General features: G+C 44.2%; 27 protein-coding genes and 2 pseudogenes. 5 read left to right on the top strand and 24 right to left on the bottom strand.

What is annotated here, in order from left to right:
- Positions 1-9 precede the first annotated feature (9 nt).
- From JCM10519_RS07895 to JCM10519_RS07855, 9 genes and pseudogenes are all read right to left on the bottom strand, one after another.
- Positions 10-1,182, bottom strand: a complete 1,173-nt coding sequence (locus JCM10519_RS07895; RefSeq protein WP_347843521.1) for a rhodanese-like domain-containing protein — start codon at positions 1,180-1,182, stop codon at positions 10-12.
- Positions 1,183-1,186: 4 nt separating this feature from the next.
- Positions 1,187-1,957: a ThiF family adenylyltransferase gene (locus JCM10519_RS07890; protein ID WP_054738491.1), complete on the bottom strand. Its 771-nt coding sequence runs from the start codon at positions 1,955-1,957 to the stop codon at positions 1,187-1,189.
- Between the two features lie 250 nt (positions 1,958-2,207).
- Complete coding sequence (locus tag JCM10519_RS07885; RefSeq protein ID WP_347843520.1) at positions 2,208-4,871, bottom strand: cation-translocating P-type ATPase; 2,664 nt, start codon at positions 4,869-4,871, stop codon at positions 2,208-2,210.
- A gap of 518 nt (positions 4,872-5,389) precedes the next feature.
- A complete protein-coding gene (locus tag JCM10519_RS07880; protein WP_054738489.1) occupies positions 5,390-5,749 on the bottom strand; it encodes a hemerythrin domain-containing protein in 360 nt (119 codons plus the stop codon).
- Positions 5,750-5,827: 78 nt separating this feature from the next.
- Positions 5,828-6,376, bottom strand: coding sequence for a hemerythrin domain-containing protein (locus JCM10519_RS07875; RefSeq protein WP_054738487.1), 549 nt, complete (start codon positions 6,374-6,376; stop codon positions 5,828-5,830).
- Complete coding sequence (locus JCM10519_RS07870) at positions 6,376-6,921, bottom strand: hypothetical protein (protein ID WP_347843519.1); 546 nt, start codon at positions 6,919-6,921, stop codon at positions 6,376-6,378. The genes JCM10519_RS07875 and JCM10519_RS07870 overlap by 1 nt, the downstream gene beginning before the upstream one ends.
- A 79-nt stretch (positions 6,922-7,000) precedes the next feature.
- The gene (locus JCM10519_RS07865) at positions 7,001-7,183 is read right to left on the bottom strand and encodes a DUF1858 domain-containing protein (protein WP_054738485.1); all 183 of its coding nucleotides are present in this window, start codon (positions 7,181-7,183) and stop codon (positions 7,001-7,003) included.
- 36 nt (positions 7,184-7,219) lie between these two features.
- Positions 7,220-8,813, bottom strand: a pseudogene (gene hcp / locus JCM10519_RS07860) (hydroxylamine reductase).
- Between the two features lie 44 nt (positions 8,814-8,857).
- Positions 8,858-9,193 carry a cupin domain-containing protein gene (locus tag JCM10519_RS07855; protein WP_054738797.1) on the bottom strand — a complete coding sequence of 112 codons (336 nt, stop codon included), beginning with the start codon at positions 9,191-9,193 and terminating at the stop codon, positions 8,858-8,860.
- Between the two features lie 112 nt (positions 9,194-9,305).
- Between JCM10519_RS07855 and JCM10519_RS27670 the strand changes: the two genes are divergently transcribed.
- Both JCM10519_RS27670 and JCM10519_RS27665 read left to right on the top strand, forming a co-directional pair.
- Entirely contained in the window at positions 9,306-9,734 is a 429-nt protein-coding gene (locus JCM10519_RS27670) for a cyclic nucleotide-binding domain-containing protein (protein WP_347843518.1), read from the top strand.
- A gap of 23 nt (positions 9,735-9,757) precedes the next feature.
- Positions 9,758-9,985 (top strand): helix-turn-helix domain-containing protein, encoded by a 228-nt coding sequence (locus tag JCM10519_RS27665; protein ID WP_347843517.1) that lies wholly within the window; start codon positions 9,758-9,760, stop codon positions 9,983-9,985.
- 83 nt (positions 9,986-10,068) lie between these two features.
- On the opposite strand, the gene JCM10519_RS07845 is transcribed toward JCM10519_RS27665, so the two are convergent.
- Positions 10,069-10,770, bottom strand: coding sequence for a 4Fe-4S binding protein (locus JCM10519_RS07845; protein WP_054738484.1), 702 nt, complete (start codon positions 10,768-10,770; stop codon positions 10,069-10,071).
- A gap of 453 nt (positions 10,771-11,223) precedes the next feature.
- On the opposite strand from JCM10519_RS07845, the gene JCM10519_RS07840 reads away from it, so the two are divergent.
- Genes JCM10519_RS07840 through JCM10519_RS07830 form a run of 3 tightly spaced genes read left to right on the top strand, consistent with a single transcriptional unit; the run spans position 11,224 to position 13,340 of the window.
- Positions 11,224-11,562, top strand: coding sequence for a hypothetical protein (locus tag JCM10519_RS07840; RefSeq protein ID WP_054738483.1), 339 nt, complete (start codon positions 11,224-11,226; stop codon positions 11,560-11,562).
- Complete coding sequence (locus tag JCM10519_RS07835; protein ID WP_054738482.1) at positions 11,540-12,232, top strand: cache domain-containing protein; 693 nt, start codon at positions 11,540-11,542, stop codon at positions 12,230-12,232. Before JCM10519_RS07840 ends, JCM10519_RS07835 begins: the two co-directional genes overlap by 23 nt.
- Before the next feature lie 7 nt (positions 12,233-12,239).
- Positions 12,240-13,340, top strand: coding sequence for a methyl-accepting chemotaxis protein (locus tag JCM10519_RS07830; protein WP_054738481.1), 1,101 nt, complete (start codon positions 12,240-12,242; stop codon positions 13,338-13,340).
- Between the two features lie 52 nt (positions 13,341-13,392).
- On the opposite strand, the gene JCM10519_RS07825 is transcribed toward JCM10519_RS07830, so the two are convergent.
- The 14 genes and pseudogenes from JCM10519_RS07825 to JCM10519_RS07780 all read right to left on the bottom strand — a co-directional run bounded on the left by JCM10519_RS07825 (position 13,393) and on the right by JCM10519_RS07780 (position 26,778).
- Positions 13,393-14,550, bottom strand: coding sequence for a glycerate kinase (locus tag JCM10519_RS07825; protein WP_054738480.1), 1,158 nt, complete (start codon positions 14,548-14,550; stop codon positions 13,393-13,395).
- Between the two features lie 49 nt (positions 14,551-14,599).
- Positions 14,600-15,412, bottom strand: a complete 813-nt coding sequence (locus JCM10519_RS27660; protein WP_347843681.1) for a hypothetical protein — start codon at positions 15,410-15,412, stop codon at positions 14,600-14,602.
- A pseudogene (locus JCM10519_RS27655) lies at positions 15,382-15,941 on the bottom strand (hypothetical protein). Before JCM10519_RS27655 ends, JCM10519_RS27660 begins: the two are co-directional and overlap by 31 nt.
- 199 nt (positions 15,942-16,140) lie before the next feature.
- Complete coding sequence (locus JCM10519_RS07815; RefSeq protein WP_054738479.1) at positions 16,141-17,244, bottom strand: sugar diacid recognition domain-containing protein; 1,104 nt, start codon at positions 17,242-17,244, stop codon at positions 16,141-16,143.
- Positions 17,245-18,054: 810 nt separating this feature from the next.
- Positions 18,055-18,264: a glycosyl hydrolase-related protein gene (locus JCM10519_RS27650; protein WP_347843516.1), complete on the bottom strand. Its 210-nt coding sequence runs from the start codon at positions 18,262-18,264 to the stop codon at positions 18,055-18,057.
- On the bottom strand, positions 18,239-18,400 hold the full coding sequence (locus tag JCM10519_RS27645; RefSeq protein WP_347843515.1) for a hypothetical protein: 162 nt from the start codon (positions 18,398-18,400) through the stop codon (positions 18,239-18,241). The genes JCM10519_RS27650 and JCM10519_RS27645 overlap by 26 nt, the downstream gene beginning before the upstream one ends.
- Before the next feature lie 4 nt (positions 18,401-18,404).
- A complete protein-coding gene (locus JCM10519_RS07810) occupies positions 18,405-20,960 on the bottom strand; it encodes a glycoside hydrolase family 38 C-terminal domain-containing protein (RefSeq protein ID WP_347843514.1) in 2,556 nt (851 codons plus the stop codon).
- 246 nt (positions 20,961-21,206) lie between these two features.
- Complete coding sequence (locus JCM10519_RS27640) at positions 21,207-21,512, bottom strand: DUF3502 domain-containing protein (protein WP_347843513.1); 306 nt, start codon at positions 21,510-21,512, stop codon at positions 21,207-21,209.
- Positions 21,457-22,659, bottom strand: a complete 1,203-nt coding sequence (locus JCM10519_RS07805; RefSeq protein ID WP_347843512.1) for an extracellular solute-binding protein — start codon at positions 22,657-22,659, stop codon at positions 21,457-21,459. Before JCM10519_RS07805 ends, JCM10519_RS27640 begins: the two co-directional genes overlap by 56 nt.
- Positions 22,660-22,700: 41 nt before the next feature.
- On the bottom strand, positions 22,701-23,627 hold the full coding sequence (locus JCM10519_RS07800; protein WP_054738478.1) for an ABC transporter permease subunit: 927 nt from the start codon (positions 23,625-23,627) through the stop codon (positions 22,701-22,703).
- Between the two features lie 28 nt (positions 23,628-23,655).
- Positions 23,656-24,240, bottom strand: a complete 585-nt coding sequence (locus JCM10519_RS27635; protein ID WP_347843511.1) for an ABC transporter permease subunit — start codon at positions 24,238-24,240, stop codon at positions 23,656-23,658.
- Positions 24,241-24,244: 4 nt separating this feature from the next.
- Positions 24,245-24,610 carry a hypothetical protein gene (locus tag JCM10519_RS27630; protein ID WP_347843510.1) on the bottom strand — a complete coding sequence of 122 codons (366 nt, stop codon included), beginning with the start codon at positions 24,608-24,610 and terminating at the stop codon, positions 24,245-24,247.
- Between the two features lie 112 nt (positions 24,611-24,722).
- Positions 24,723-25,730: a LacI family DNA-binding transcriptional regulator gene (locus tag JCM10519_RS07790; RefSeq protein ID WP_347843509.1), complete on the bottom strand. Its 1,008-nt coding sequence runs from the start codon at positions 25,728-25,730 to the stop codon at positions 24,723-24,725.
- A gap of 625 nt (positions 25,731-26,355) precedes the next feature.
- A complete protein-coding gene (locus JCM10519_RS07780; protein WP_347843508.1) occupies positions 26,356-26,778 on the bottom strand; it encodes a hypothetical protein in 423 nt (140 codons plus the stop codon).
- Positions 26,779-26,903: the final 125 nt, after the last annotated feature.

The following is a 26,903-nucleotide window of genomic DNA, read 5'->3' as shown; positions in this document are numbered from 1 at the left end:
CCAGATTCATTATTTTGTGTCCAAATCATAACCGTCCAGGAAATGATGAACGGTTCCATTTTCTTTGTAAGCAATTATGGTATTTAAATTTACATTTTCCACACTCTTAAAAATATTGCTTTCAATATACGGGTTGACTTCCTTTAACTGCCTGATCAAGTTCTTTATCTCCATTCTCTTTGATCCGGTGCTGCCGTCGGTTCTGCAGGTCGTACAGGTATCTGTAAACCGGCATGCACATTGAATGAAGTGTAAATCATTGTAATCTCTCCAGCCCTTAATGTCATCCTCCCGTATAAGATACATGGGGCGGATGAGTTCCATTCCTTCAAAATTCGTGCTGTGCAGCTTAGGCATCATGGTCTGGATCTGGGCTCCGTACATCATTCCCATGAGAATCGTTTCAATGACATCATCATAGTGATGCCCCAGGGCGATCTTATTACAGCCCAATTCCTTTGCCTTGCTGTACAAGTATCCCCGCCTCATTCTGGCGCACAAATAGCACGGGGATTTCTCCACGTCATAAACTGCGTCAAAAATCTGGGTTTCAAATACGGTGATGGGAATATTCAAAAGCTTTGCATTGCTTTCGATTACCTGCCGGTTGGTCTCATTATAGCCTGGGTCCATGACAAGAAAGACCAGTTCAAAAGGAAATTTATTGTGCCGTCTTAACTCCTGAAACAGCTTTGCCATGAGCATAGAATCCTTACCCCCTGAAATACAGACGGCGATCCTGTCGTTTTCCTTTACCAGCTCATACTCATTGACAGCCTTTGCAAATCTGCTGAACAGCTCCTTATGGAATTTCTTCCGGATGCTCTTTTCTATCTCTTCCAGGCGCTCTGCTCCCTTGTCCTCTTTTTCCATGGCACGAAGCAGCCATTCCCCATAGCCGCCCCGAAGATTATATGCTTCATATCCCTTTTCATTTAAATGCCCTGCAGCCTCTTCACTGATGATCCCTTTTAAGCAATATAATATGATCTTTTTGTCCCTGGGAAGGGAAGCCTCCCCGTTTAACAATACCTCTTTTTCTATATTTATGGCTCCCGGTATAAATCCATGGTTATACGCCGTCTGGTCTCTGACGTCTACAAGCACATATTCCTCCGGGTTCATTTGCTTCATTTGCTCCAATGACAGATCCTGCTCATGAGCCATATTGCCGTCAAACATGTGATTACCTCCCAATCCTTCCATTTAGAGACAGATCCTTGATCACTTCTCCGGCTATGATAAGCCCTGCCACAGAAGGAACAAAGGCTACGCTGCCGGGAATATCTCTCCGCTCCGTACACTTATGCTTAGCTCCCGGCGGGCAGATACAGTTTGTCCTGCAGCTGATAGACATATCTTCCAGGGGCCTTGTAGGCTTTTCTGTGGAATAAACGACCTTAAGCTTTTTTACGCCTCTTTTCTTAAGCTCTCTGCGCATGACCTTTGCAAGGGGGCACATGGTGGTTTTATAAATGTCCGCAACCTGGAATTTTGTAGGATCCAGCTTATTGCCTGCGCCCATACAGCTGATGACCGGCACGCCTGCCTCTTTTGCCCGCATGATCAGTTCAAGCTTTGCGGTTACGGTATCTACTGCATCCACTACATAATCATAATTTTTAAAATCAAAATCATCCGCGTTTTCCGGCAAGTAGAAGCACTGGTGCATTTCCACCTGGGCATCGGGATTGATTTCCAATATTCTGTCTTTCATTACTTCAACTTTATATTTGCCTACCGTTTTTCTGGTGGCAATGATCTGCCTGTTTAAATTGGTAAGACAAACCTTATCATCATCAACAAGCACAAAGGAACGGACTCCGCTTCTTACCAGGGCTTCTACCACATATCCGCCCACACCGCCGATGCCAAAAACAGCAACCTTTGCACTCATCAATTTTTCCATGGCATCTTCACCCAACAACAACTGGGTTCTTGAAAACTGGTTTAACAATTGATTCTACCTCTTTCTTTAATTTTCTATCAATTTAGTAGGAATAAAAAAAACACTTCAAATTATTATACTTCTAAATGCTTATTTGGGCAATTGATTTTATAGTTCTTTTTCATTCCAGATTTACGGGCAGAGAAAAAATAGCAGACAATTACCGGGCCTCTGATTTCTCAGTGGCTTTTCATTGCCTGCTATTTTCAGGGTTTTAACTAACTACTTCTAATCTTTATTGACTATATGAAGAAAAATATTAAAAGCTATCATCCCTTCTTATCTGGTGGCGGATCAAACGATTCCGATATTCACGATTTCTGCGAATGTTTGTCTTATTATCGATGAATTTTCCAATCTCAGCTACTGCCGTCGGTATTAGGGAAAGCCCCAATGCAAGCAGCCAGTGATAGCTTCCTATGGCAGTCAGGCCAAAGATTTTTCCAACGGGCGGGAAAGCCACAAGAAGGCCGAATAATCCGATCATGGCAATGGTACTGTATACTACAGGCGGATTATCTATAATCGACCGTTTGAAAATGGACTTTCTGCTGCGGACCGTAAATAAATGAAGGATGGAGGTCCAGCCCAAAACCAGAAAGGCAACGGTCTGCCCGATTGCAGGAGAGGGCCCCGGCATTCCAGGAAATGCCCGGAACGTACTGATGTAATATCCAATCAGAACCACAACCGAACATGCTATGGTCTGCTGTATAATTACCGTAAGAAGACCTCCCCCTAAAAATCCTTCGTCTCTGCGTATGGGTTCCCGGTCCATAAGACGAGGATCCGAGGTTTCCCTGGACAAGCAAAGTCCCGGAATGCCGTCACCCAGCACATTGACCAGCAGCAGCATGATCGGCGTTACAGGAATACCCCAGCCCTTTAACTGGGCAACCAGCATAATGACAATTTCCGAAATATTGCATACCAGCAAAAAGTAAATGGTCTTTCTGATATTCGAGAAAACATTCCTTCCTTCTGATATCGCATCAATGATCGTGGCAAAGTTGTCATCCGTTAAAACCATGTCAGACGCACTTTTTGCCACCTCAGTCCCGCTTTGGCCCATGGAGATTCCCACATCTGCTGCCTTTAGTGCCGGTGTATCATTAACACCGTCTCCGGTCATGGAAACAACTTCTCCATTTTCCTGCCATGCCTCAACAATGCGGATCTTATCCTCAGGGGATACCCGGGCATAAACAGAATAATGATGGATATTCCTGCAAAGCTCTTCATCTGACATGGTTTTCAGCTGTTGTCCGGTGAGAACCTTTTCATTTTCACCAAGAATTCCAATATTTCTTGCGATCGCACTGGCTGTTGCCGCGTGGTCGCCGGTGATCATGATGGTACGGATTCCTGCCAGCTTTGCTTTTTCTACCGCCTGGGCTGCTTCTGGGCGAGCCGGATCAATTAAACCAATAAGCCCGCACAGCTCCAGATCCCGTTCAATTTCCTCCGGCTTATCCATGGAAGGAGCCTCATTCACATACCGGATTCCAAGGGACAGGACACGAAGTGCCTCCCCGGTAAAATACTTATGAACCCGGTCAACTTCTTTTTCCCTTTCCTCATCAAATGCCTTGAGAGGCAACCGGTCAAGAGCACCTTTGGTAATAATTAAATATTCTCCCGTAGAAGCCTCCAAAACAATGGTCATCATCTTGCGTTCGGAAGAAAATGGGATTTCTCCTACAATACGGTATTGCTCAGAAATGCGTTCTTTGGATAATCCCTTTTCATGGAGAAGACGCATGATGGCTTTCTCCGTCGGATTTCCCATGATGGTTAAGGTACCATCCTCTTCTTCCTGGACAGAAGCATTACTTGCAAGAGCAAACAGTGTCAGAAGTTCTGTCTGACCTGCTGCAAATTCGTCTCCCGCTTCAAACGGCTCATTTCCAGGAATCCAAAGCTTTTCAATGGTCATTTGGTTCTGCGTCAGGGTTCCGGTCTTATCCGAGCAAATGACTGAGGTATTTCCAAGGGTTTCTACTGCAGACAGCTTTCGGATCAGCGCATTTTTATTGACCATATTTTTAACGCCCTGGGAAAGAGATAAGGTTACAATTAAATTCAGAGTTTCCGGTACAGCTGCTACAGCCAGGGTGGCCGCAAGCATAACCATAACCCAAATGGACTCTCCCTGTAAAAAGCCGATGACTAAGAGCAATACGGCTGCCAGAACAGCGATCATGCTGATGGACTTTGCAACACGCTCCAGACGCTGCTGTAACGGTGTCTTGATTTTCTGTGAATTATTTAAGTATCCTGCAATCTTCCCCATCTCCGTCTGCATTCCTGTAGCAGTAACAACGGCTGTGCCATGTCCGGAGGTAACATGACAGCTGGAAAATACCATGTTAAGCTGATCTCCCAGGGGAACACTTCCCTGCAGCAGGATATTTGCATCTTTTTCCGATGGCTCGCTCTCTCCTGTGAGCGCCGATTCATCCACCTGTAAATTGGTGCTGGAAAGCAGACGTGCGTCGGCAGGAACAATGCTTCCCAAATGAAGAAGAATGATATCACCCGGTACCAATTCACTGGTATCCATCTCTTTTTGTATGCCTTCCCGTAATACAATACAGTTTGGAGAATTTAAGCTTGACAATGCCTCCAGGGCTTTTTCAGCGCCCCGTTCCTGGGTAATTGCCAGTATCAGATTTAAGATAACAATAGACACGATGACTACTGGCTCTAAGAAGCCATGGCCTTCCCTCAATGCCATGCCTAAAGACAGCAAAGCAGCCAGAAGCAGGATTATCGTAGAAATGTCTTTCAGCTGGTGCAGTATTTCTTTAATCAGACTTGTTTTTTTCCTGCTTTGCAAACTCGTTTTTTCCATAGCTGTTTTGTCGGTTTGCCACCTCTTGATCTGATAAGCCAGTATTTTCGTTCGTGTTAAAGTTCTCAAGTGTCTCTGCTATGCTCGCTACATAACAATTTTCCACTTAATCCTCCTCCTTTCAATTAAGATGTTTCATTCACTGGTTCCTTAAGTTTCTCTTCCGTGGCCGATTAGTCCCTAAGCTCCAGCCTGCGAACCTGCACACAGATTTATCACATGTACAATTTCGTCAGCCATATCCAGCTCTGCGGACTTTTTCAGGGTCTGAATAAGAAACGGGATCACCTGAAAAAGTATAAGTAAAAATGATAACAATGTAAATCCATGATGTGGAATATTATCAAATCTGTATGCTTTCTTTATACGGAGGAATTTAAAAATAGCCTTCCCATTTTTACGGTTTTATAACAAAAAAAGAGACTGTTCCACGAAGTATTCGTGTACAGCCTCCAGCTTTTCTGTAACATTTCCAACTATCATCTTTAATTGCTGCATAAGCCAAAAATCCATTGCAATATCCAGCCATTATACTTCCTTATCTCACCAGGCGGTATAAACCGCTTTCCTCCTTTTGCATTCTCACTTCAATGCTTTTTATGATTTTTTTCAGCTTCGCCGAAAAAGCTTTCCTTTTCTGAAAGGATTTTAATTTTCGTATTATATTTATCCTTGAATTCTGTAAACAGGGCAAGCAGGTTCCCCATTTCCCTTTGATATTCCTCTGCCTGATTCACCAGCCTTGAATCACCGGATCTTAAAAAGGCCGGATAGAGATACTGATCCTCTGAGGATAAATGTATTTTCAGCTTTCCTGCAAGACTGCTTATATGTAAGGCGATTTCCGATGCCGTTTGTTCTAAGTCCCTGTTTTTGCACAGCGCTTTCAAGATCTCTAATTCTTCCCGTATCCGGTCGTGCTGCTCCATATAATTTTTTAATTCCATTCCTGTACGCCCCTTTCTTTTGTATCTTCCTTATAACAGACGGGACGGCCTGTTTCCCCTTCAGCCGTCCCGTCACTGTTACCTTGTTTTTTCCCGGATCCAGGATTCGTACTTATCCTGTACACCCTGATCCTTTGCCTGTTTTTCAAATGATTCTGTCTCATCATCCACAGCTTTTAACTTATCCTCTGCCAGTGCACGTACTGCAAATGAATAGGCAGCTTCATCTTCTTTTTCAATATGGCGCTTTAATAAGGCACCATAGCCAACCGCATTGGAGATGATATCCAGCTTCGGCTCTGTTCCCGGATTTTTCTCATATTCGTCAATGGCTTTTTCCAGCTCAGAAAGGTACAATCTTCCCAGATCATGTTCCACAAGCATGCCATTCCTGATAAGCTTTTCCGCAACAGGCCCCATATTTTCCATCATGATCCGGAACAGGATCTTTTCTTCCTTTCCGTGATGATGCTTATCTGCGTAATTTCTTGCAAATTCAATGCACTCCCGCAGCAGGGAGGCATCCACCGGCTTCCCCTCCAGAATATCGGAGCTGATGCTTCTTAAAAAGCCGGTAAAAGCCAGAATGTTCTCATGCTCTTTCATTAAAATATCGATTCCGTACATTAGCGCCTCCTCAATTCATATACCTGATCCTCAATCTGATGAAATTCTATTTCAGAGTCCTCAAACATTCCTTTTATCAGAGATTCTCTCAAGGTATAATAATGTGTTACATCTCCGTGGATCATAGCCCAATAAACACCGTGGATATCCTGGGTCTGTCTCCATACCAGTTTGTCTTCCGTTTCCTGAACCAGGTCGTTTACTCTGTCACAGGGCATGCCGTTTAGCAGGGTGCTTTCAAGATAATCATAGCCTTTGCGGACCGTAATGTTTTTATCCGCAGAATTTCTTTTTCCAAAATTCCGGACTGCATCAGCGATATGGGGCAGTCTTTCCTGATCCGTTTCTGCCAGCTCAGTGACCACATAAGCCAGTCTGTTTTCCACCAGGCTCACTTTTTCCTGAAGCCAGCCATGGATATTGGCCGTATCGATCATATCCTCCAGGTTTCCCTTTTCAAGCACTCCGTATCTGCTGCCGGTCCTGGTTCTAAGGTCTTTGCTGCAGCCGTTTTCTTCTGCAAAGTCTAAAATTGCATCAGTCATTGCATCCTGAAATTTTATTTTGTTGTATAACCAAGTGTGGATTGGTCCTAAAAAGGCACTCATTTTACACCTCTTTCCTTTACTGGTTCAGCTTGTCCAGCACTTCGTCTGTATCAAGCCCGTGAACCATACATGCATCCTCTAAGGATTCCATCTGGGATGACGGACATCCCAGACAGTGCATGCCGCAGCCCATTAAAATCTCCGCTGCCTTTGGATTGCTTCTTAAAATTTCTCCAATATACATTTCTTTCGTTATCATATAATTTTCCTCCTGATCTATTATTCATGATTTATATTATCCAAGAATTTTCTTTAAATCCTCTTCCGGTGTGCTGATGGGTGATATTCCATAGTTCTCAACAAGGAACGTTAATACATTTGGTGATAAGAATGCCGGTAAGGATGGCCCCAGGTAAATGTTCTTGATCCCAAGGTGCAGCAAGGTAAGAAGAATGCATACTGCCTTCTGCTCATACCAGGATAATACCATGGACAATGGGAGCTCATTGACCCCGCATCCAAAGGCTTCTGCCAAAGCCACCGCCACCTTGATGGCACTGAATGCATCATTACACTGTCCCATATCCATGATTCTTGGAAGCCCTCCAATGGTTCCAAGGTCAAGGTCATTAAAACGGTATTTTCCGCAGGCCAGGGTTAAGATAATGGAATCCTTGGGAGACTGCTTTACAAATTCTGTATAATAATTTCTTCCTGTCTTAGCGCCGTCACAGCCGCCTACTAAGAAAAAGTGGCTGATCGCTCCCTGCTTTACTGCGTCAATGACCTGATCCGCAACTCCCAATACGGTTCCATGGGAAAATCCTGTCATGACTTCCCTGCCGCCGTTGATTCCGGTCATTTCATGATCTTCCTCATATCCGCCAAGCTCCAGCGCCTTTTTTTATTACAGGTGCAAAGTCTTTGTCCTCTCCTATGTGGACCATTTCCGGATAGGAAACCACTTCCGTGGTGAATACACGGTCAGCATAGCTTTTCTTTACTGGCATCAGGCAGTTTGTGGTAAAGAGGATTGGTGCAGGAAGGTCGTCAAACTCTTTTTGCTGGTTCTGCCATGCAGTTCCAAAATTCCCCTTTAAATGAGAATACTTCTTTAATTCCGGATAGCCATGGGCCGGAAGCATCTCTCCGTGGGTATAGATATTGATTCCCTTATCCTTAGTCTGCTCAAGGAGCTGTTTTAAATCATATAAATCATGTCCGGTGATTACGATAAACGGACCTTTTTCAATGGTAAGAGGTACTTTAGTTGGCTTAGGAGTTCCATATGCAGTGGTATTTGCTTTATCCAGAAGTTCCATGCATTTTAAATTTACCTCTCCCACCTCAAGGACCACCGGAAGCAGCTGCTCCATGGTCAGATCATAGCTAATGATTGACAGCGCCTTATAGAAGAAATGATTGACCCCTTCATCTTCATATCCAAGGACCATGGCATGATAGGCATAGGCCGCAACGCCGCGAAGCCCGAATAAAATCAAAGACTTTAAGGAACGGATATCTTCCTGTGCATCCCAGATGTTCTTCATATCATAATCAGAAGTATTTCCGCAGACAGAGGTGCATTTGCTGCAATCCGGCACGATTCTTTCTTTTTCTTCCCGCACTCTTTTGATCATCTTTATTAAAACTTCATCATTAAAGTTTACATTTGTAATGGTGGTGAACAGCCCTTCCACAAGGATTCTTGTGGTTGTTTCCAAAGGGGAATGATTGCCGCAGGCCTTTGCCAGACCGATCAGTGCACCGGTCAGTTCATCCTGCAAATTCGCAGTGCTGGCTGATTTGCCGCACACTCCTGCGCTGCCCGTACAGCCGCTGCAGCCTGCCGTCTGTTCACACTGAAAACAAAACATCTTACTATCCATATATTTATTCAACCTTTCTATTTTGTCCTTTCTATTCCAACTGGTTAAAATACCACAACCAATGCCATCTTAAAGCGTTCTTGTGCATAAACTGCATGTGGTTTTCTGGCAGGCATAATAAGGGTCTCTCCTGCATTTAACAGATATTCCTTACCATCTACCGTAAATTTCCCGGTTCCTTCCAAAACAGTCACCATGGCATCTCCGTTGGATTCGTGGGTACTGATTTCTTCCCCTTTATCAAATGCAAATAACGTAATGCTGAGAGCTTCATTCTGTGCAAGGGTCTTGCTGACGATCTGGCCTTCATTTGCCTGAACCAGATCAGATAACATTACGATTTCTTCATGCTTTATATTTTTAATAAATTTCTCTGACATTTGGCTGCCTCCTTGTTTTTCTCTTGCTTTTATAAACAGATTATAATATAATAATTTCAACATTTCTGTTGTAATTACAACATTATGAAAATAATTTAAAAGGAGACGGCAAATGGAGGAATACCTGTCCATATTAAAAAAATCAAACCTGTTTTCCGGGGTCCAGCCAGAGGAAATCAGCGCAATGTTAAATTGCCTGTCAGCCCGGATCAGGCATTTTAAAAAAGAGGAATTTATCATAAGAAGCGGAGACTACATCCGTTCCGTTGGAATGCTTCTTTCAGGGTCCGCGCTCATCATACAGGAGGATTTCTGGGGCAAACGGACCATTATTTCCGATGTTATGCCAGGCACTATTTTTGCGGAAACCTATGCCTGCATCCCCTCCATCCCGATTGAAATGAGTGTTATCTCCGACTCGGAATGCGATGTGCTGTTTATGGATTTTAACAAGATCCTGCATGTGTGCACCTCCGCATGCACCTTTCATACACGCCTGTTACAAAATTTTTTTTATCTTCCATTGCCAGAAGGAATTTAACCCTTACGAAAAAAATGCAGCATATGTCCAAAAAGACCATCAGGGAAAAGCTGCTCTCCTACCTTTCCGCCGAATCCTTAAAAAACAATTCCTCTACCTTTGATATTCCATTTAACAGGCAGCAGCTGGCAGATTACCTGTCCATTGACCGCAGCGCCCTGTCCAATGAAATGAGCAAATTACAGGACGAAGGGATTTTAACCTATAAGAAGAACCGGTTCACCTTAAAAGAAGATTTCCATGAAGGATAATTTCTTTCTGCCTGGTTAAACCTTTAAAGCCTGTATAAAAAGCGGAATCCGGCATCATTACCAGCCGGATTCCGCTTTTCATTTTATATAATATTTCCATCAACAGAGACGGTAACTACCTGGCAGGGAATTTCTTTTCCGCTGTCCTCAAGGGCTCTTAAGGCTGCATGTTCCAGACCGCCGCAGCATGGTACCTCCATCCGGACAACTGTAATGCTTTGAATGGCGTTGTTCCTTATGATCTCTGTCAGCTTTTCGCTGTAATCCACCTGGTCAAGCTTGGGACATCCTACAAGAACAACCTTTCCCTTTAAGAATTTCTGATGGAAATCTCCATAAGCATAAGCGCTGCAATCTGCTGCGATCAATAAATCTGCCTCTTCAAAATAAGGTGCTTTCACAGGAACCAGCTTGATCTGCACCGGCCATTGCCTTAACTGGGACTGGATGGGAGCCTCTTCCCTTTTCTTTTCTTCAGCCGCACGCTCAATCTGCATGGCCTGGCTTCCAGGACATCCGCTAAAGAAAGCATTTCCTTTTACCCCGGCCTTTTTCTTATTCAATGCCACCGCCTCTTCATCATAGGCGGCTGCTTCTCTTTCTATAAATGTGATGGCCCCGGTAGGACATGCAGGAAGGCAATCCCCTAATCCATCGCAGTAATCATCCCGCATAAGCTCTGCTTTTCCATTTACCATCAAAATGGCCCCCTCATGACATGCCGCCGCACAAAGACCACATCCATTGCATTTTTCTTTATCAATCTGAATAATTCTACGAATCATCCCTTATACCCTCCTCCTATTGTTTGCTTTCTGGAGCTATCATACTATTCTCCTGGGATTCTGTCCGTTGTAATTACAACAGATTTTTGAAAAAAATTTTGTGCCTGTCTGCATCTGTTTATAAAACAGAGGATAGCCCAGAGTCTGTCTATCGGCATTGAGCATTGGTACAGCAATTGTTACAATTCTTAGAAAAATAATGTTATACTATTATTTTTTGTCATTTCATGTCGAATATATAGTGGTTATACAGATGGTACATACATGCCTTTAAACAGGAAAGGAGGTTCTTCAATTATTTCCCACTTTCTCCATCTGGGGCTTATTTTTACTGATCAATCAATCAAAGGGAGTATCATACAATTATGAAGAAAATGAAAAAAACTGAAGTTCGGCAATTTAAAACTTGCCGTAAAAACTTCCATTACTACGGGAATCATTCTGGCAGTAAGCATGACATTGCTGATTACGGTCTCTGCGTTACAGGCGAGCAAAGCAGTTTCAAAGGCAATCAACGGAGAATTTTCCGTAATATCCGCCCAGAACGGCCTTATGGTACAGGCCATAATCAATGATGCCACCGGCGCTGCCAGGAATTTGCAGGATTACTTAAACCGTGCATATAACGACAGGGACGCTGTGGGCGATTGGAACAGCATGGACTTAAAGAGCAAGGTATACAATGCGCAGCTAAAGGGAGCTAATTATCTGGTCGAGGATTATATCTTAAATTCTGCCTGGGCAACCGTGGGCAACAATCCTGATATCTATGGAATCGGCGCATTTTTTTGAACCTGGCAAATTTGATCCTGCGGTCAAGGATTATTCTCTCTATGTGGGCAAAAATGAGGCTCAAAACAAAACAGCTCAGTCCATTGGGGCATACAGTGACTATTCCACAAAGGATTATTACCGTGTTGCCAAGGAAACAAAAGCTTCCTATATTACTGATCCTTATGTTTTCGATGGAACCACAATGAGTACCATAGCGTTCCCCATCATGAAGGGAGATGATGTCATCGGAGTTATTCTGGCCGATATCAACGTATCAGACTTCTCCAAGATCAAAACTTCGGATTCAAAATATCCCACCATGTACGTTAATATTTACACGGAAGATAACTTGACCGTCTTTGACAGCCAGGCAAACAACCGCATCGGAAAAAATTTAAAGGAATTGATCCCGTCTTCCGAATATGCAAAAATCACAGCTTTACAGCAGGCTAAAACGGAATTCCATATTGATATAAAAAAATCCGGCGGAACCATGGAATCCAGACATTATTACCCGATCACCTGCGGCTCACAGACCTGGTGGGCTTCCAGTTGTCTGGAAAAGAGGGATTTAACAAAGGATGTAACACAGATCATTGCACTAATGATCCTTCTTGCAGTCATTGCACTGGTCTTTATTAATGTAGTCATTCCGGTTTTCTTAAAAAAAGACTCTCCGCCCTATTGAAGGCGTTGTGGCCGCTGCCGCCGGCATCGCATCAGGCAACCTGGATATCCGGATGGAGGTCAAGTCTAATGATGAAATCGGAGTACTGTCCAGGACATTCATGGACATGGCAGAAAACTTAAATTTCATTATTCAGGATATCAATGATGTTCTGGGTGAAATGAGCAAAGGCAACTTTAAGGTAACGACCAAAAACGAAGAAAAATACACCGGCGCATACCGGCATATCCTAGAAGCAATGCAGAACATCCGCCTCACATTAAGCGATACGCTTTTAGAGATCGACCAGGCTTCTGAACAGGTTTCCACCGGCGCGTCCCAGGTTTCCGATGCTTCCCAGTCTCTCAGCCAGGGAGCCACGGAACAGGCATCTTCCATTGAGGAGTTATCCGCAGCCATTAACGAAATTTCAGAACGGGTAAAGGAAAATGCGTCCAACGCCTTAGAGGCAAATTCCCTGTCTCTGGAAGCGAGTGAGGGCATGCTGAACAGCAATCAGAAGATGGAGGATATGATTTGTGCAATGAATGAAATCGCAAGCACCTCCGGCGAAATAAGCAAGATCATCAAAACCATAGACGATATCGCGTTCCAGACCAATATCCTGGCGCTAAATGCAGCCGTAGAAGCCGCAAGGGCCGGTTCTGCCGGAAAGGGGTTTGCAGTGGTTGCCGATGAAGTCCGCAATCTGGCCAGCAAGTCCGCGGAAGCTGCTAAAAATACCACGGCTCTTATTGAAAGCTCTATTTCAGCCATTGGAAACGGAACAAAAATTGCAGATGAAACAGCAGACGCCCTGCGGCTTGTGGTTGAAAAATCAAATATTTCTTCCGTCAGGGTAGCAGAAATTGCGGAAGCATCCGCCGCCCAGTCCGATGCTCTGGTGCAGATCACCGCCGGCATTGACCAGATATCCGCCGTTGTACAGACCACCTCCGCAACATCGGAAGAAAGTGCGGCCACTTCCGAAGAACTGACCGCCCAGGCCCTTAATTTAAAATGCCTGGTAGAAAAGTTCCAGCTGACGGATAAAACACCTTCTGCGTCCGGCCAGCCAGCTGCCTCATTAGAGGCTCCTGCTCCGGAAGAAGATAATTATAAATATTAATCGTTACAGGATTTCTGTCTTATGGCAAATGTCCATAAAAAGGCTGCGGGTTTCAAATACCCGCAGCCTTATCCTGTATTGCCATACCAGTTTTTATAAAGCGGAACATCCGTAAAGCTCCCTGATAATATAAGTCCTCAGCATGTTCAAGGGCCTTATCCAGTTCCATGACCCCGTTGACCGTTGTCATGATAGAGCAGATCCCAAAGTCATATATCTTCTCCGCACCTTCTCCCATAGCTCCTACCAGAGCAACAGCCGGGATACCTTTTCTTTTACACCTCATTCCAATGCCCTGTATGACCTTTCCAAAACAGGACTGCCAGTCTGTCCGTCCCTCTCCGGTCACGACCATGGACACATTTTCTAAGCGGGAATCAAAATCAATCAAATCCAGAACCGTTTCAATTCCTGATTTTAGCTCCGCATGGAGGAATACCAAAAGCGCCGCCCCCAGGCCCCCTGCGGCTCCGGAACCGGGCATTTTGTCCGGATCGATCCCAAGTTCCCGTGTAATCACATCCCGGTAGTTCTGCATACCTTTTTCCAGCTCATCAAGGACCTGCGGCGTACCGCCCTTCTGCTCTCCAAAGGTATAGGTGGCTCCGTCTTTTCCGCATAACGGATTATTGACGTCACACATGGCAGTCAGTTTCACTTTAGGTACCCTGGGATGAAGGCCGGAAATATCAATATGTGCCACATTCCCCAGATCCTTTCCCGTTCCTTCCAGCTCTTTTCCCTCTGAATCCAGGAATTTTACACCCAGCGCCCTCATACAGCCCATTCCGCCGTCATTGGTTGCCGAACCGCCGATTGCAATGGAAATCTCGGTAAAACCCCGGTCCAAAGCATCCTTTATCAGCTCCCCGGTTCCATAGGTGGTGGTGTTTCTTGGATCCCTTAAATCCATTGGAACCAAGGGAAGCCCGGAAGCCGCCGCCATCTCAAGGATGGCACGTTTCTCATCCAGTTTTCCGTAATAAGCATGAACAGGAGCAAGAAGAGGCCCGCAGACAGTTGCCGGTATCCTTTCTCCCTGAATGGCTGCGATCACGGCATCCGTGGTTCCCTCTCCTCCATCGGCTACGGGGATTCCGGTACATTCCACTTGGTCAAATACTTCCGCCGCAGCCTTTTTAAGCAGTTCTATGGTCTGTTCACTGGAAAGAGTCCCCTTAAACGAGTCAGATGCAAACAGTAATTTCATATACAAAGTCCTCCTTTGACCAGTGAATTTTAATGCTCTTTTCTTCTTATCAATGCAGGATCAAAGTCAGAATAAAGATTTCCAGGATTCCTGCAATTCCCAAAATCAGCGTTGCCATGGTCTGTGTCTTATACCCCTTTTCCGGAGTCATGGCCCCAAAATTCGTTACCACCCAGAAATAGGAATCGTTTGCGTGGGAAACGGTCATGGCTCCCGCGCCGATTGCCATACAGGCAAGGGTTACCCGGACAGGACTTTCAAGGCCCAGCATTGGAAGCAGCGGAGCTACAATTCCTGCAGTGGTGGTTAAAGCCACGGTAGAGGAACCTTGGGCACTCTTTAAAATAGCTGCCAAAAAGAATGGGAAGAAAATACCCATGGTGCTCAGTACCGAAGCATGATCTTTGATATAGTTCACCATATCAGTGGAAGAAATCACCTTACCCAGCACGCCGCCGGCAGCCGTTACAAACAAAATCGGTCCCACAGTCTTTAAGGTCTCATTGGTCAACTCATAAAACGCTTCCATCTTACCTGCTCCCTTCAGCTGAAGGATGCCGCATACAGTACCTGCTGCCAGAGCGATGATGGGTGTTCCTAAAAATTTAATAACATCAGCCCCAAAGCCCTGCATATTGGCCATGGCCGCAACAGAGGAAAAAGCCATAAGAAGGATTGGGACAATGATAGGAGCAAGGGCATTGAAACCGCCAGGAAGTCTGCCGTATTCAGCAACCAGCTCCTCATAGGTTTTTGTAATCTCGCCCATATCGGCTTCATCGTCAGCCCGCACCTTTCCTCCAATGTATTTTGCGTAAAAGAACCCGGCAATTAAAGGAAAGACAGAACACAATGCGCCCATTCCCATAACAAGAAGCAGATTTTCCCCAATGCCAAGGTAGAAGCTGCGGCAATTGGACCAGGTGTGGGAGGAATGAAAACGTGGGAAATGTAAAGCCCTGAGGAAAGTCCCACAGTCATGGCTACGGATGATGCTGCAGTCCTGTTTACCAGGGCTTTCCGGATAGGGTTTAAAATTACAAAACCGGAATCGCAGAACACGGGAATGGATACCACCCAGCCCATCATCTCCATTGCCAGGACCGGATTGTTTTTCCCAACAAGCCTGATCACCAAATCAGCAAGCTTAAGGCTGCCCCTGTTTTCTCCAAAATGGTCCCGATCAGGGCTCCAAGAATGATAACAATACCGATGCTTGAGAATGTGCCGGAAAATCCGGCCCCGATTACGCTTGCAAGGCCGCTTACCTTGGTCCCATCCTCCAGTGTCTTATCGACCAGCGGAATCCCTGCAATAAGTCCCAAGAGCAGTGAGATGCTCATGATGGCAATAAACGGATGAATGTTAAATTTGGAGATTGCAACGATCATCAGGATAATTGCCAGTACAAAAATAAAAATCAGTGGTAAACCTGTCATAAAATGACCCCCTTCTAAACAATGACAATAGTATATGCTGTTTTATGGTATCATAACACCATTGTCCCCGGAATTTCTACTGCCGTGAGTATCAATATGACCCTGATTTTTGTATCGCCGTCACAAAACTAGTGTTCTTTTCTTAAAAAAACTATAAAAGGTTTCCAGAAAAAAAACGGTCTGACGAAGATTCTATTGGATTAATATTCAAGATGCCCTTCACCTTATTATAACGGTACAAAAGTGTATTCTTGTGCACGAAAAGCTCTTTTGATGCTGTTACCAGATTATAATTTGTCTTTATAAGAGCTCCGGCAATCTCCATAAATGTCTTTTTAAACTCTTCCCCCAGCTCCCTTTCATAAATATTGAACATCCATTGCAGTTCATTCATGGGCACAATGGAACGTACATAATTTCCCGTATAGTCATAAAAAAAGGCGGCAGAACCGGAATCTGCATTTTCCTCCAGCCACTTGCAGTGCCGGTAGGCGTTATAATACTGGGTAAAGCTTCCCTGAAAGGAGCCGATGTAAAATTTACAGTTCTTCTCCTGCTCCCGAAGCCATTTTAAAGCAGTGCTTAAATATTCCGCAATGATGTATTTATAATCTGCAAATACTTTCCGCGTCTGTTCCGGCATTGTTTTGAATATGAGGATATGGTTACTGTCCAAAACAATGCTGATATCCTCTGACCCGTGCCTGGGGCTTTTCTTAATCATGTCCAGAAAGGGCTCCGGCCTAATGTCATCCAGTTTACACAATATGGGGATACGGATTATGTTCTCCGAATAATTAAGCTGCTTTGCAACGCTCCGAAGCTCCCCAGGGTCCGGATATTCCACGTGGATCAAAAGGTTTGTAAAATGCTCCTTCCGGTTCCTCCTCCGCCTCAGTTCTTCCTGCTGTTTCTCGTATTTCAGCATGGCTTCGATGGCCATTTTGGTGATTAAGGCGACGGGCTTTATCTCTCCCGGATCTCCGGTGATTCCCACCACTCCTTCACGCCTGCCGTCAATGTTAATAACCATATTGATTCCAGGCTTTACGCCGGGATAATCCTCCTCCGTGGAAGTGACCACGATGTCCTCATTTCCGGTTACAATATAGTAGGCAACCTCATGAAACGATCCCATCCGTTTCGGATCCCGGCTGGCAATTATGACTCCCTGCTCATTCATAATGTTGATATTGTATTCTGTATATTGTGTGACCTGTTCAATGAATTTCTTTGCCAATTCCGTTTCTATCATCTGCGGCCTCCCGGAGCTTTTAATTTGTTTTTTCTCTCATCATTTTAAGAAACAGCTTACCATATTTTGCTATCTCCTTCAATAGCTGTGGATTTTATCCTTTTTCTTACCATCTTTCCCGGAAACAGGGAAGCCGAATCAATTTTCATTCTTCCCCCGTCTAAAGCTCTGCCAAATATATATTTTACTTTTTTTTATGATTTGTGGTAAATTATTTTTTTATCAAAACATTTTTATGGTTATCAATAATTACGGTTAAAAAAGGAGAATTTTATGCTGGAAGAAGATTTTATCATGCGCATGATCCATGAAATGGTAACAACATTGCTGAAGCTGATTTTTCATATTGAATTAGGGGAAAATGAAGAACTGAATTTTAAAGACCAGGAGACAGTATCTAAATATCAGGAGCTTTTAGCTCTCATCCAGGCGGGTAACATCAATGAAGCAGAAAACAAATTATTGGATGAACTGGATTCAAAAGATATGGAGCATTTTAAAATGGCACTCATGTTTTATTATCATTTAAATCAGGTAGATTACAGTTTTCTTGAAGACCATGATTTTTCCAAAAACGAAATTACCGACGGCTTAAGATACGTATCGTCGATTTATGGCTATGACAGCATGGCAGAAGCCTTCTGGGCAGAGGTTAACCGGTCAGCCATTAAAAAAAACCGTCTGTCCGGTCCCCTAGCTGACATTCCAGCCAATTATAGAAAATTCAATCCTTTATGGACTGCTGAAAAAATGCGAACCCCCCGCAAATGCTGTTATTGCCAACATTTGCGGGGGGTTCACATTTTACCCTTAAGAAAGGCTTTCAAACACAACCTCATAAGTCTTAATTTCAAAAGGCTTTATTACAAATTCAAACTCCTGAGACCTGCGCTCTGTCACCTCTCGTTCCCGTGTCTCAAGCAGATTGCATTCATAAACCCGTTTAATCCTCTTTCCCATTCCCAGGGTAAGTGTGGCATGGGTTTTTGCATTTTCATATTCGTACATACGGATCATCATCTTCTCCGTTCTCCGCCTCCTTAACGGTTTCCACCATCACATTGGACGCATCCACCTGCAAAAGGGACTCTTGCCGCCCTGCTTTGCCTGCTTCGCAGCAAAGCAAGGGCACATTTAGTTTATAACCTTCCTTCACAACGTCACATTCTCTTAAATTCTGCATGGGGATACAAAGAATAAGTGAAAAAGTGTTCCTCCTGATCCGTCACCGGATTGGGCTCAATCCCCGATTTAATCAAAGTAAGCCCCATAACCGAATCCTTCACAGAATGACCGTATTTGCAGTCATTTAAAAGGCTTACCCCGTAATGTCCTTCGGAAAAATCCATCCATTTCTGCCCACAGGATTCAAACCGGGCCATATCCCAGGAAGTATTCGTATGTACCTTTCTCGTCAGATTTCCAAACTGAATATCAAATGACGCTTCGTCCGAATGAATGTCCACAGGGAAATGAACCTTCAAAAGGTGCTGGTGCTCCTTCCAGTCCACATAGGTTTCAAAATCAATTCTGGGGCTGTTTCCATAAAAATAAATCTTCTGCCGGATCAGGGACTTACTCACAGGACGTTCCATTTCCAGAACAATGCAGACCGGGCCTTCCTCTTTCCATGCCATATGGGACAGCTCTGTTACATCCCAGCTCTTTTCCGTATGATAAATGTCAATGTCCCAATTATCATAGTAAATGGGCTTATCCTCATACATACGGAACAGGTTCCCTTTTGTCCCCTCTTTCAGGACTTCCCTTTTGTTTTTCTTATCATAGACAGAGGCAAACAGTCCATTTTCATCCAGTTTTACGATGTAATAAGGCGTTTCCAGCTGGTTTCCCTTTCTTACAAAGGGACTGCCTGTTTCCCTGGCACAGCCGGAAGCTTCCTCCCTTTCTGTTTCAAAGCTTTTTAAGCCCTTGGACGGAATGCCTTTCACATAGGCAATGGAACGATCGCAAAGCTCCTGCACCGGATAAACATTGCCTTCCCTGTCTTTTAGCACACCCTTCATTCCCTTAGGCAAATGCAGCAGATCGTCCCTGTCAAAGCCCAGAGTATTAAACACAGTAATGGCATTTCCTCCGTCTGCGAGAACCTCCATCCCTTTTTTCACCAGTTTATCTCCGGTTTTTTCCAGTTCTTCATACTCCCTTTTTGTCACCTCATACACCTGATGAATAGACGTCCCGGGCAAAATGTCGTGAAATTGATTCAAAAGAATCACCTTCCACATTCTGTCTATTTCTTCTTTGGGATATGCAAGGCCCTTCCAGGAAGCAAGGAGGCTTAAAAATTCCAGATTCATCATCAGAAATTCACATTTTCTGTTAGCCCGCTTATTTCTTGCCATGGAGGTATAGGTTCCCCTGTGATACTCAAAATACAGTTCCCCCTCCCAGGCAGGAAGCCTGCGATTCCCCTTTACCCGGTCAAATAATTCTTTAAAATAAGTCCCTGAAAATTCCTGGCGCACCCTGGGAATTCCCTGAATCCCCTTCTCCATTCTCAAAGAAGTCTCCAGCATTTCCCTGGTAGGGCCGCCGCCGCCGTCTCCATAGCCATAGGAAATCAAAATATCATTGTTAATATCCTTATTCTGATACCGCTTCCACCCGCCAATAATGGAATCCGGATGAAGGCTTCCGTTATAAGTGGTAAAGAAATCGTCCGTGTTTTGTCCCACTCCCAGGGTGGTCACCAAATGGGTAAAGACCTCCGTACCATCAATGCCTTTCCAGAGGAATGTATCATAGGGCATTTGATCCACCTGATTCCACGACAGTTTCGTAGTCATAAAATAGTCAATGCCGCATTTCTTCATGATCTGAGGCAATGCTCCCGAATAACCAAATACATCCGGAAGCCACAAAATCCGGCTGTCTGCCCCGAACTCTTCCAAAAAGAATTTCTTTCCGTAAAGGAACTGGCGTACCAGAGATTCCCCGGAAGTCAAATTGGTGTCTGCTTCCAGCCACATCCCCCCTTCCGGTTCCCAGCGGCCTTCCCTGACTCTCTCCTTTATCTTCTCATAGAGCTCCGGATAGCGTTCCTTTAAAAACATATAAAGCTGGGGCTGACTGGACATAAACTTATAATTAGGATATTCCTCCATCAGCTTTAGTACGGTGGCAAAGCTTCTGGCCACCTTTTCCCTGGTCTGCTCCACTGTCCACCACCATGCCACATCAATATGGGTATGGCCAATACAGGTGGCAATTACCTGGCTGTAACCGCCCATGGCTTCATACAAGGACTCTTTTAAGTAAATAGAAGCACATTCCACGCTTTCGTAAAACGCAGACGAATAAGGATTGCGCAAATCCAGCAGGTTCACTGCCTCATTCAGCACTGTTTCCAAATCAAGCCTTACCTTATCCTCTTTTTCCATACGTCCAAATGCCTGTAAGGGAACCAACAGATCATAGTACAGCTTTTCAATTCTTAAATCTACCTGCCATATCTCCGCAATCATATCAAATTCCGAATGCAGGGTTCCTGTATAAGCTTGTATGTCGAACTCCCAGCATTCCCCTGCCTGGGCTTTTCCTGTCAGCTGAACGCTTCTGTGGTTCATATCCATTCCCTGGAGGATTTTGCCACCGGCAAACAAAAGGAACTGGGGGTTTTTGGCATCGTCCCATTCCTCAATCTGGGTCTTCACATGAAGACGCAGGGTCTTTCCGTCCAATTCTTCCGGCACAGTGTACGTTGTCCGAAACCAGTAATGCTGATCCGGCCCGTACCATTTCGTATCCCCTGGGATAAAATCCTCCCAGGGAGCCGGGGCCTGTTCTGCTTCCCGGGGATAAAAATACTGCCCTTTTTTTGTACTGCAGGTTTCCGGCCGGCAGCTTTTTTTACCACTGCCAGCCTTTTTAATTCCTCACAGATTACCTGTATCCGTTTATCGATAAACCACATAAGCTTTCCTCGCTCCTATTTCCAGTCATCCACCTGTTTTTGAGCTTCCTCTCTGATTCTTTCCCAGCCTGCGGCAGAAAGCTCCTTTTTTTATCACTTCTATTAATTCCCGCGGTTCTCTGGCTCCAGTAAAAAACTCTGCCCTGTATTTCTCGTAGACCGCCCTGCAGCTGGCCAGCTCCGTTTCCACGCTGCTGGTATCCATGTCAAAACCTAACATAACCGAAGGGGAAGCGCCGGCATTTAACTCCCTTACCTCGTCCCACTGGTTAAACTCATCGGTAGCAAGCTGGGAAACCTGGAAGAAGGTACCCTGGGTATAGCCTGCCATACTCCAGTCTGAATTCTTTTTGTCTACTTTTCCGTCCTGTGTGTATAAAAAAATTCTCTCCTTCCACCCCGTAATACAAAAGATCCCGTACCTTAGAATCTGTATTCACCAGCTGCAGGAACAAAATGGCCTTTTCCGGATATTTACAGCCGGAGTAAACAGCGTTTAAAGAGCCGCGCACCGAAGTATTGGAAACTACCGTATTCCCGTACTGCACTGCCACACAATTATCAATTCCATTGATGGGCCCCCAGGTAGATGCTGCTGCTCCGCTCCAGCCCTGACAGGTGAAAAAGGTTCTGTATTTGTTGGAATCGTCTGCAGTAGGCGCATCTCCGTTAATAATCCCTTCCTGATACATTTTATGAACAATATCAAGCTGTTTTAATACATCTTCCTGTTCCATGGGATTTACCACGGTTTTGGTATTGTCGTCATAACGGATTCCCAAAGCGGAAAGCCCGGAGCCTAACTGGTCATAATAATCCTTCACAAGGAAGTCCGCCCCTGACTTGGACATGAAATAAGGCGTCTTTTCCCCGCCAGCCTTCATTTTTTTAAGAGCTTCATGGAGCGTCTCAAAGCTGTTCACTTCCTGGATATCAATACCGTATTGATCTGCCTTTGTTTTATCCCATATAAAATACTCAGTGACAGAACTATCCTTATATGTAGGAACCGCGTATATTTTCCCTCCGATGGAAGCAGCCCGCCAGTAGTCCTCCGGAATCATGTCATAGAGCTGGGGAGCCTTGGTTTTCAGAAGATCCGTCATATCATAAAGGGCTCCTGTGGCTGCTTCCGCATTGTATCTTGTCTGATCCGTAAAAAGAATATCAAAGTATTCTCCCGAGTTTACAATCACACTGCGGCGGTTGTCCCAATCACCCCATGGCACTATTTCCACCTCCAGGTTGACGCCTATTTTTTCCTCCAGATAGGGGTTGATTTGTGCCAGCCAGGCATCGTAATTGTCAGGCATTCCATTACCTACCTGGATCCATTTTAAAGTCACCGTATCTTCGTTGCTGGATTTTTCCAACACTTTGGTTTCTTCCGCCCCGCCTTTCGTACCGGCACTTTGGCAGCCTGCCAAAAGAACCATTCCCATTACACATGCCATTCCAATCAGTGTTTTCTTTTTCATAGAACCTGTTCTCCTTGTCTATATATTGATAATAGTTTCAATTATCCTTTCACTGCTCCCACCGTAAGCCCGGAGATAAAATATCTCTGGAAAAACGGATAGGTACAGGCAATCGGCACGATGATAATCATTGCCATTGCCATTCTTGCGCCTTCCTTGGGCATGGTATTCATGTACTGTTTTAAGTTCACTCCCATAGAAGGATTATTTGCCATCATTGCAATATTTCTCTGCACATGGTCCAAAAGGGCCTGCAGGGAAAACAGTTTTGTATTGGTAATGTACAAGGAAGACTGAAACCAGTCATTCCAAAAGCCAAAAGTCAGAAACAAAGCTACAGTGGCAATCAAAGGCTTTGACAAAGGCAGCGCGATCCTTCCGAAGATGGTAAAATGAGACGCGCCGTCCATTTGCGCCGATTCAATCACAGAATCCGGAATATTGATCCTGAAAAATGTCTTGCATATGATTACGTTAAAGGACGAAACACACAAAGGCAAAATCAAAGCCCATATGGAGTTTTTCAAGTGCAAAAACTGGGTATTCACCACATAAGAAGAAATCATTCCCCCATTAAAAATCATCGGAATAAACACAATCATGGTGCAAAACCCGTTTAGCCTGTATTCCCTTCGTGAAAGCACATACCCCATCAAGGTTGTAAGCAGCACTCCCACCACCGCCCCCACCACCGTAACAAAGCAGGAAACTCCTAAAGCGTGCAGAATCATTTTCCCTTCCCGCAATAAAAACCTATAGGCTTCCAGAGAAAACGCTTCCGGCCAAAAGCGGTACCCGTTCATCTTAATAGACTGTTCAGAGGAAATGGAAATTATAAATACAAATATCATAGGAATGATGCATAAACCAGTCACCAAAATAAAAATCCCATGAAAAAGCGCGTTTACCTTTACTGGTATCCGGTTCAAACCGAATCCGTCCTCTTCTTCCCTTCTGTTCTTTCCCATCGTTTTTACCTCCTATAAATATGGCTTATCAGAAGATGCAATGCGCTTCTGATAAAAGGCAGAGTTCTCTGCTGCCGTCCATCCGATATAAAAACATCTTTTCCTTTTTATAATATAGCACTGCTGGAGTCAATCTTTTTTTATGAGAGCATTGGCCGCAAGAATTGTAATACAGCATGACACAGATTGAAAAAAAGGTGGCTGCAGACGTCATCCCAATGGGTGTGGAAAATTGAAGAGCATTAAATACGTATGTATCAATGGTTGCCGTGGTATTGAAGATAGAACCTCCTGCCCCCTGGGAAAGCTGGTAAAACAACCCAAAATCCGAATAAAAAATCTTCCCCACGTTTAATATGAACATCATAAGAATCACATTTTTCAAACAAGGCAGTGTAATATACCATACCTGCTGCCCCTTGCCTGCCCCATCCACCACAGCCGCCTCATAAAGAGTGGTGTCGATGCCGGTAATGGCGGATAAGTAAATCACCATATTGTAACCGCAGGATTTCCATAAGTACATAAAAACCAAAATAAACGGCCACATTTCCGGTTTCATATACCATTGGACAGGTGCCCTGCCCAAATCCTTTAATATTCCGTTTATCAATCCGTTATCCTGGTTCAAAAATGCGTCCAGAAAATAAGCAGCAACCACCCATGACATAAAATACGGAAAAAAACATCAGGGTCTGGTAAACCTTGGATTTCCTTTTGCTGTGAAGCAGGCTGATCATAATCGCCAGGCTGACGGAAAGCGTCATCCCCAACACAATAAATACCAGGTTATAACAAATGGTATTGCGAAGTATGACAAAAAGATCATTTGATTTTATTAAGAATTCAAAATTCTTAAATCCCGCCCACTCACTGTGAACTACATTGTAAAGAAAGCTTTTTCCTCCCGTAACCTTGTAATTTTTAAATGCAATCACAAGCCCGAACATGGGAAGAAAGCTGAAAAGTACATACCATGCCACCGCAGGCAGCGCCAGTAAGGAAAGTTCCGTATCGTTTCTGCTCCACCGCCTTCCCTCTCTTTTCTTTGGAATTGTCTTTTTTTCTCACTTGTTCCCCTCCTTTTTACTACAATCAAATATTACTTTTTTTCCTTTGCCCTTTAAATCCCTTACGGAATCCCTGAAAACACTCCTCCCTTCCACCCTGTAGATCTCCCCTTCTTTTTTTGAGCGGGTGTTCCATATTTATTGCAAACCTTTTTGCTACCATTTTGCCTATTTCTTCCATGTTCACCGCAACTGTCGTCAGCCTGGGTTCACAAAGCTCTGCATAAATATCGTTATCAAAGCCCACAACAGAAACATCATCCGGAACTATAAGCCCTCTTTCTTTTAAGGCTTTGACCAGACGGAAAGCTGTTTCATCGCAGTTGCAGATAAAGGCTCCCGGTAGCGTGGAAGGGAGCTTTATTTCCACCGCCTCCCCTTTCATTGTCCGGTCCGGTATCTCCCATTCCGCAATATTAGGAAGTTTTTGTTCAATCAAAGCCCGCTTATATCCCAGATAACGGTCCGTAATGCTGGTGGTTGCTCCCACCGTACCCACGAACCCGATTTCCCTGTGCCCCATTTGCACCAGGTATTGAGTCATTTCATAAGTGCTGTAAATATTTTCTGTCACTACGGAATCGGACTTATGGGTTTCATCATACACATCTACGTATACCTTAGGCAAAGGAACCGCATCCACCCTGTCCCTGACTTCCTTATCCAGAATTCCCAAAAGAATCAACCCATCAAACATCCCCTTTTTTTCAATGGTTTCCAAATCCTCTGCAATGCTCTCCTTATCAGGGGTAATCATGACACCGGAACAGGAAATTTTTCTAAGCTCATTGATGATCTTTTCATACATTCCCATGTAAAATTTCCCGCTGTCCGACAGGGTCGAAAATCGGCTGCTCATAATAATGCCTGCTTTTCTTGTTTTCCTCTGCCCGTAGCTGGGCAAAATGTAACCCTTCTGCTGGGCCGCCTGGTAGATTTTCTCCTTCAATTCCTCACTTACACCATCTTTTCCATTCAAAGCCTTGGAAACCGTCACCTTGCTGATTCCCAGCTCATCCGCGATATTCTGCATGGATACCGTTTTTTTTACCTGCCACAGCTGCCTCCTTTTACAAGTTATTTGTTAGCTTACATTTTATACTATTAACTTAACATATTTTTTGTTATTTGGCAATCATTCATTGGATGTTTTTATATTTTTTTCATATATATTTTTATTTTTATGGTAATTTTATATAAAACAGAAATGATAAGCTTTGTAAAAGTCCATAAAACATAAGACATCAATCCTATTAGAGTGTATATTTTTCATAGTTGGATATCTGAAAAAATTATGATAGATACACAATAATGGCTGAAATAAAAATAAGCCTTGAAATTGACTTTTCAGGCCAATCAAGACTTATTTTTCGTTTATTGCTTTTAACAAGGCCATATTACAGCCTCTGTCTTTTTGTGTATCATTATTATGAAGACAGCGCCAGGCTGGATATCAAATCATGCCTGTCCTCTTCTCTGCTATATTATAACACTCCCCTTGTCATTTTAAGCAGATTGGAGCCAGCTTATGCGTCCGCCTTTTTCAGCTGTTTCAGATAGGCATTTAAAGCATCCATGCCCCCAGCCTGGTAACGCTTTATGAACTCAGTACCTATGATGCGCCGTCAGCACCGTTTTTCATGACTTCCTTCACGTCCTCAGCGGATTTTACCCCAAAGCCTACGTAGGCCGGTATCTTTGAAACAGATTTTACCTTTTTTTACAACTTCAATGTACGACCTGGGAAGCTTATCAAAAGAGCCTGTTTTTCCTTCCCCGGAAACGATATAGGCAAACAGCGCATTATGCTCAAGAGCCTTTGCCAGGCCTTCTCCGTCAAGAGACTGTCCCAGCACAGCAATCTGGTTAGGAAAAGCCCCGGCTGGATATTCTCCATCCACACAGAGAAAACCGTCATATAAATCTTTTGGCACATCAGAAAGGTGAAAATGCTCTACCCCTTCCTTATAAGTCATTAACACAACTTTAAAAGCAAAACGGCTGCGGATTTCTTCCAGCGTGTGTATCACATCACCTGAACTTATTTTTTTGCTCCAGAACTTCCGTATGCGTCTGCCCAATTACGGCTCCGTCTATATAAGGATTGGAAACCGGTATGCCGATTTCAACATACCCCGCCTTTTCCTTATCCAATAATTCCAGGATCTGAAAAAAAAGTTTCCCTGTCCGGATAATGCAAAGTAAG

It is taken from the genome of Clostridium sp. NkU-1, from assembly GCA_001312405.1.
This window is presented reverse-complemented; position numbering and strand designations above follow the sequence as displayed.

What these genes read in the sequence shown, in the direction of transcription:
- JCM10519_RS07800 (WP_054738478.1), bottom strand. Translation starts at nt 23,627, where the DNA reads ATGGGAAAGAACAGAAGGGAAGAAGAGGACGGATTCGGTTTGAACCGG.
- JCM10519_RS07855 (WP_054738797.1), bottom strand. Translation starts at nt 9,193, where the DNA reads ATGTCAGAGAAATTTATTAAAAATATAAAGCATGAAGAAATCGTAATG.
- JCM10519_RS27665 (WP_347843517.1), top strand. Translation starts at nt 9,758, where the DNA reads ATGTCCAAAAAGACCATCAGGGAAAAGCTGCTCTCCTACCTTTCCGCC.
- JCM10519_RS07805 (WP_347843512.1), bottom strand. Translation starts at nt 22,659, where the DNA reads ATGAAAAAGAAAACACTGATTGGAATGGCATGTGTAATGGGAATGGTT.
- JCM10519_RS07815 (WP_054738479.1), bottom strand. Translation starts at nt 17,244, where the DNA reads ATGATAGAAACGGAATTGGCAAAGAAATTCATTGAACAGGTCACACAA.
- JCM10519_RS07880 (WP_054738489.1), bottom strand. Translation starts at nt 5,749, where the DNA reads ATGGAATTAAAAAATTATATGGAGCAGCACGACCGGATACGGGAAGAA.
- JCM10519_RS07790 (WP_347843509.1), bottom strand. Translation starts at nt 25,730, where the DNA reads ATGCAGAATATCGCGGATGAGCTGGGAATCAGCAAGGTGACGGTTTCC.
- JCM10519_RS27650 (WP_347843516.1), bottom strand. Translation starts at nt 18,264, where the DNA reads ATGATGATCCGTATGTACGAATATGAAAATGCAAAAACCCATGCCACA.
- JCM10519_RS07895 (WP_347843521.1), bottom strand. Translation starts at nt 1,182, where the DNA reads ATGTTTGACGGCAATATGGCTCATGAGCAGGATCTGTCATTGGAGCAA.
- JCM10519_RS07870 (WP_347843519.1), bottom strand. Translation starts at nt 6,921, where the DNA reads ATGACTGATGCAATTTTAGACTTTGCAGAAGAAAACGGCTGCAGCAAA.
- JCM10519_RS27670 (WP_347843518.1), top strand. Translation starts at nt 9,306, where the DNA reads ATGGAGGAATACCTGTCCATATTAAAAAAATCAAACCTGTTTTCCGGG.
- JCM10519_RS27660 (WP_347843681.1), bottom strand. Translation starts at nt 15,412, where the DNA reads ATGGGCGCATTGTGTTCTGTCTTTCCTTTAATTGCCGGGTTCTTTTAC.
- JCM10519_RS07825 (WP_054738480.1), bottom strand. Translation starts at nt 14,550, where the DNA reads ATGAAATTACTGTTTGCATCTGACTCGTTTAAGGGGACTCTTTCCAGT.
- JCM10519_RS27640 (WP_347843513.1), bottom strand. Translation starts at nt 21,512, where the DNA reads ATGGCAGGCTATACCCAGGGTACCTTCTTCCAGGTTTCCCAGCTTGCT.
- JCM10519_RS07835 (WP_054738482.1), top strand. Translation starts at nt 11,540, where the DNA reads ATGGAATCGGCGCATTTTTTTGAACCTGGCAAATTTGATCCTGCGGTC.
- JCM10519_RS07840 (WP_054738483.1), top strand. Translation starts at nt 11,224, where the DNA reads ATGACATTGCTGATTACGGTCTCTGCGTTACAGGCGAGCAAAGCAGTT.
- JCM10519_RS07875 (WP_054738487.1), bottom strand. Translation starts at nt 6,376, where the DNA reads ATGTACGGAATCGATATTTTAATGAAAGAGCATGAGAACATTCTGGCT.
- JCM10519_RS07845 (WP_054738484.1), bottom strand. Translation starts at nt 10,770, where the DNA reads ATGATTCGTAGAATTATTCAGATTGATAAAGAAAAATGCAATGGATGT.
- JCM10519_RS07865 (WP_054738485.1), bottom strand. Translation starts at nt 7,183, where the DNA reads ATGATAACGAAAGAAATGTATATTGGAGAAATTTTAAGAAGCAATCCA.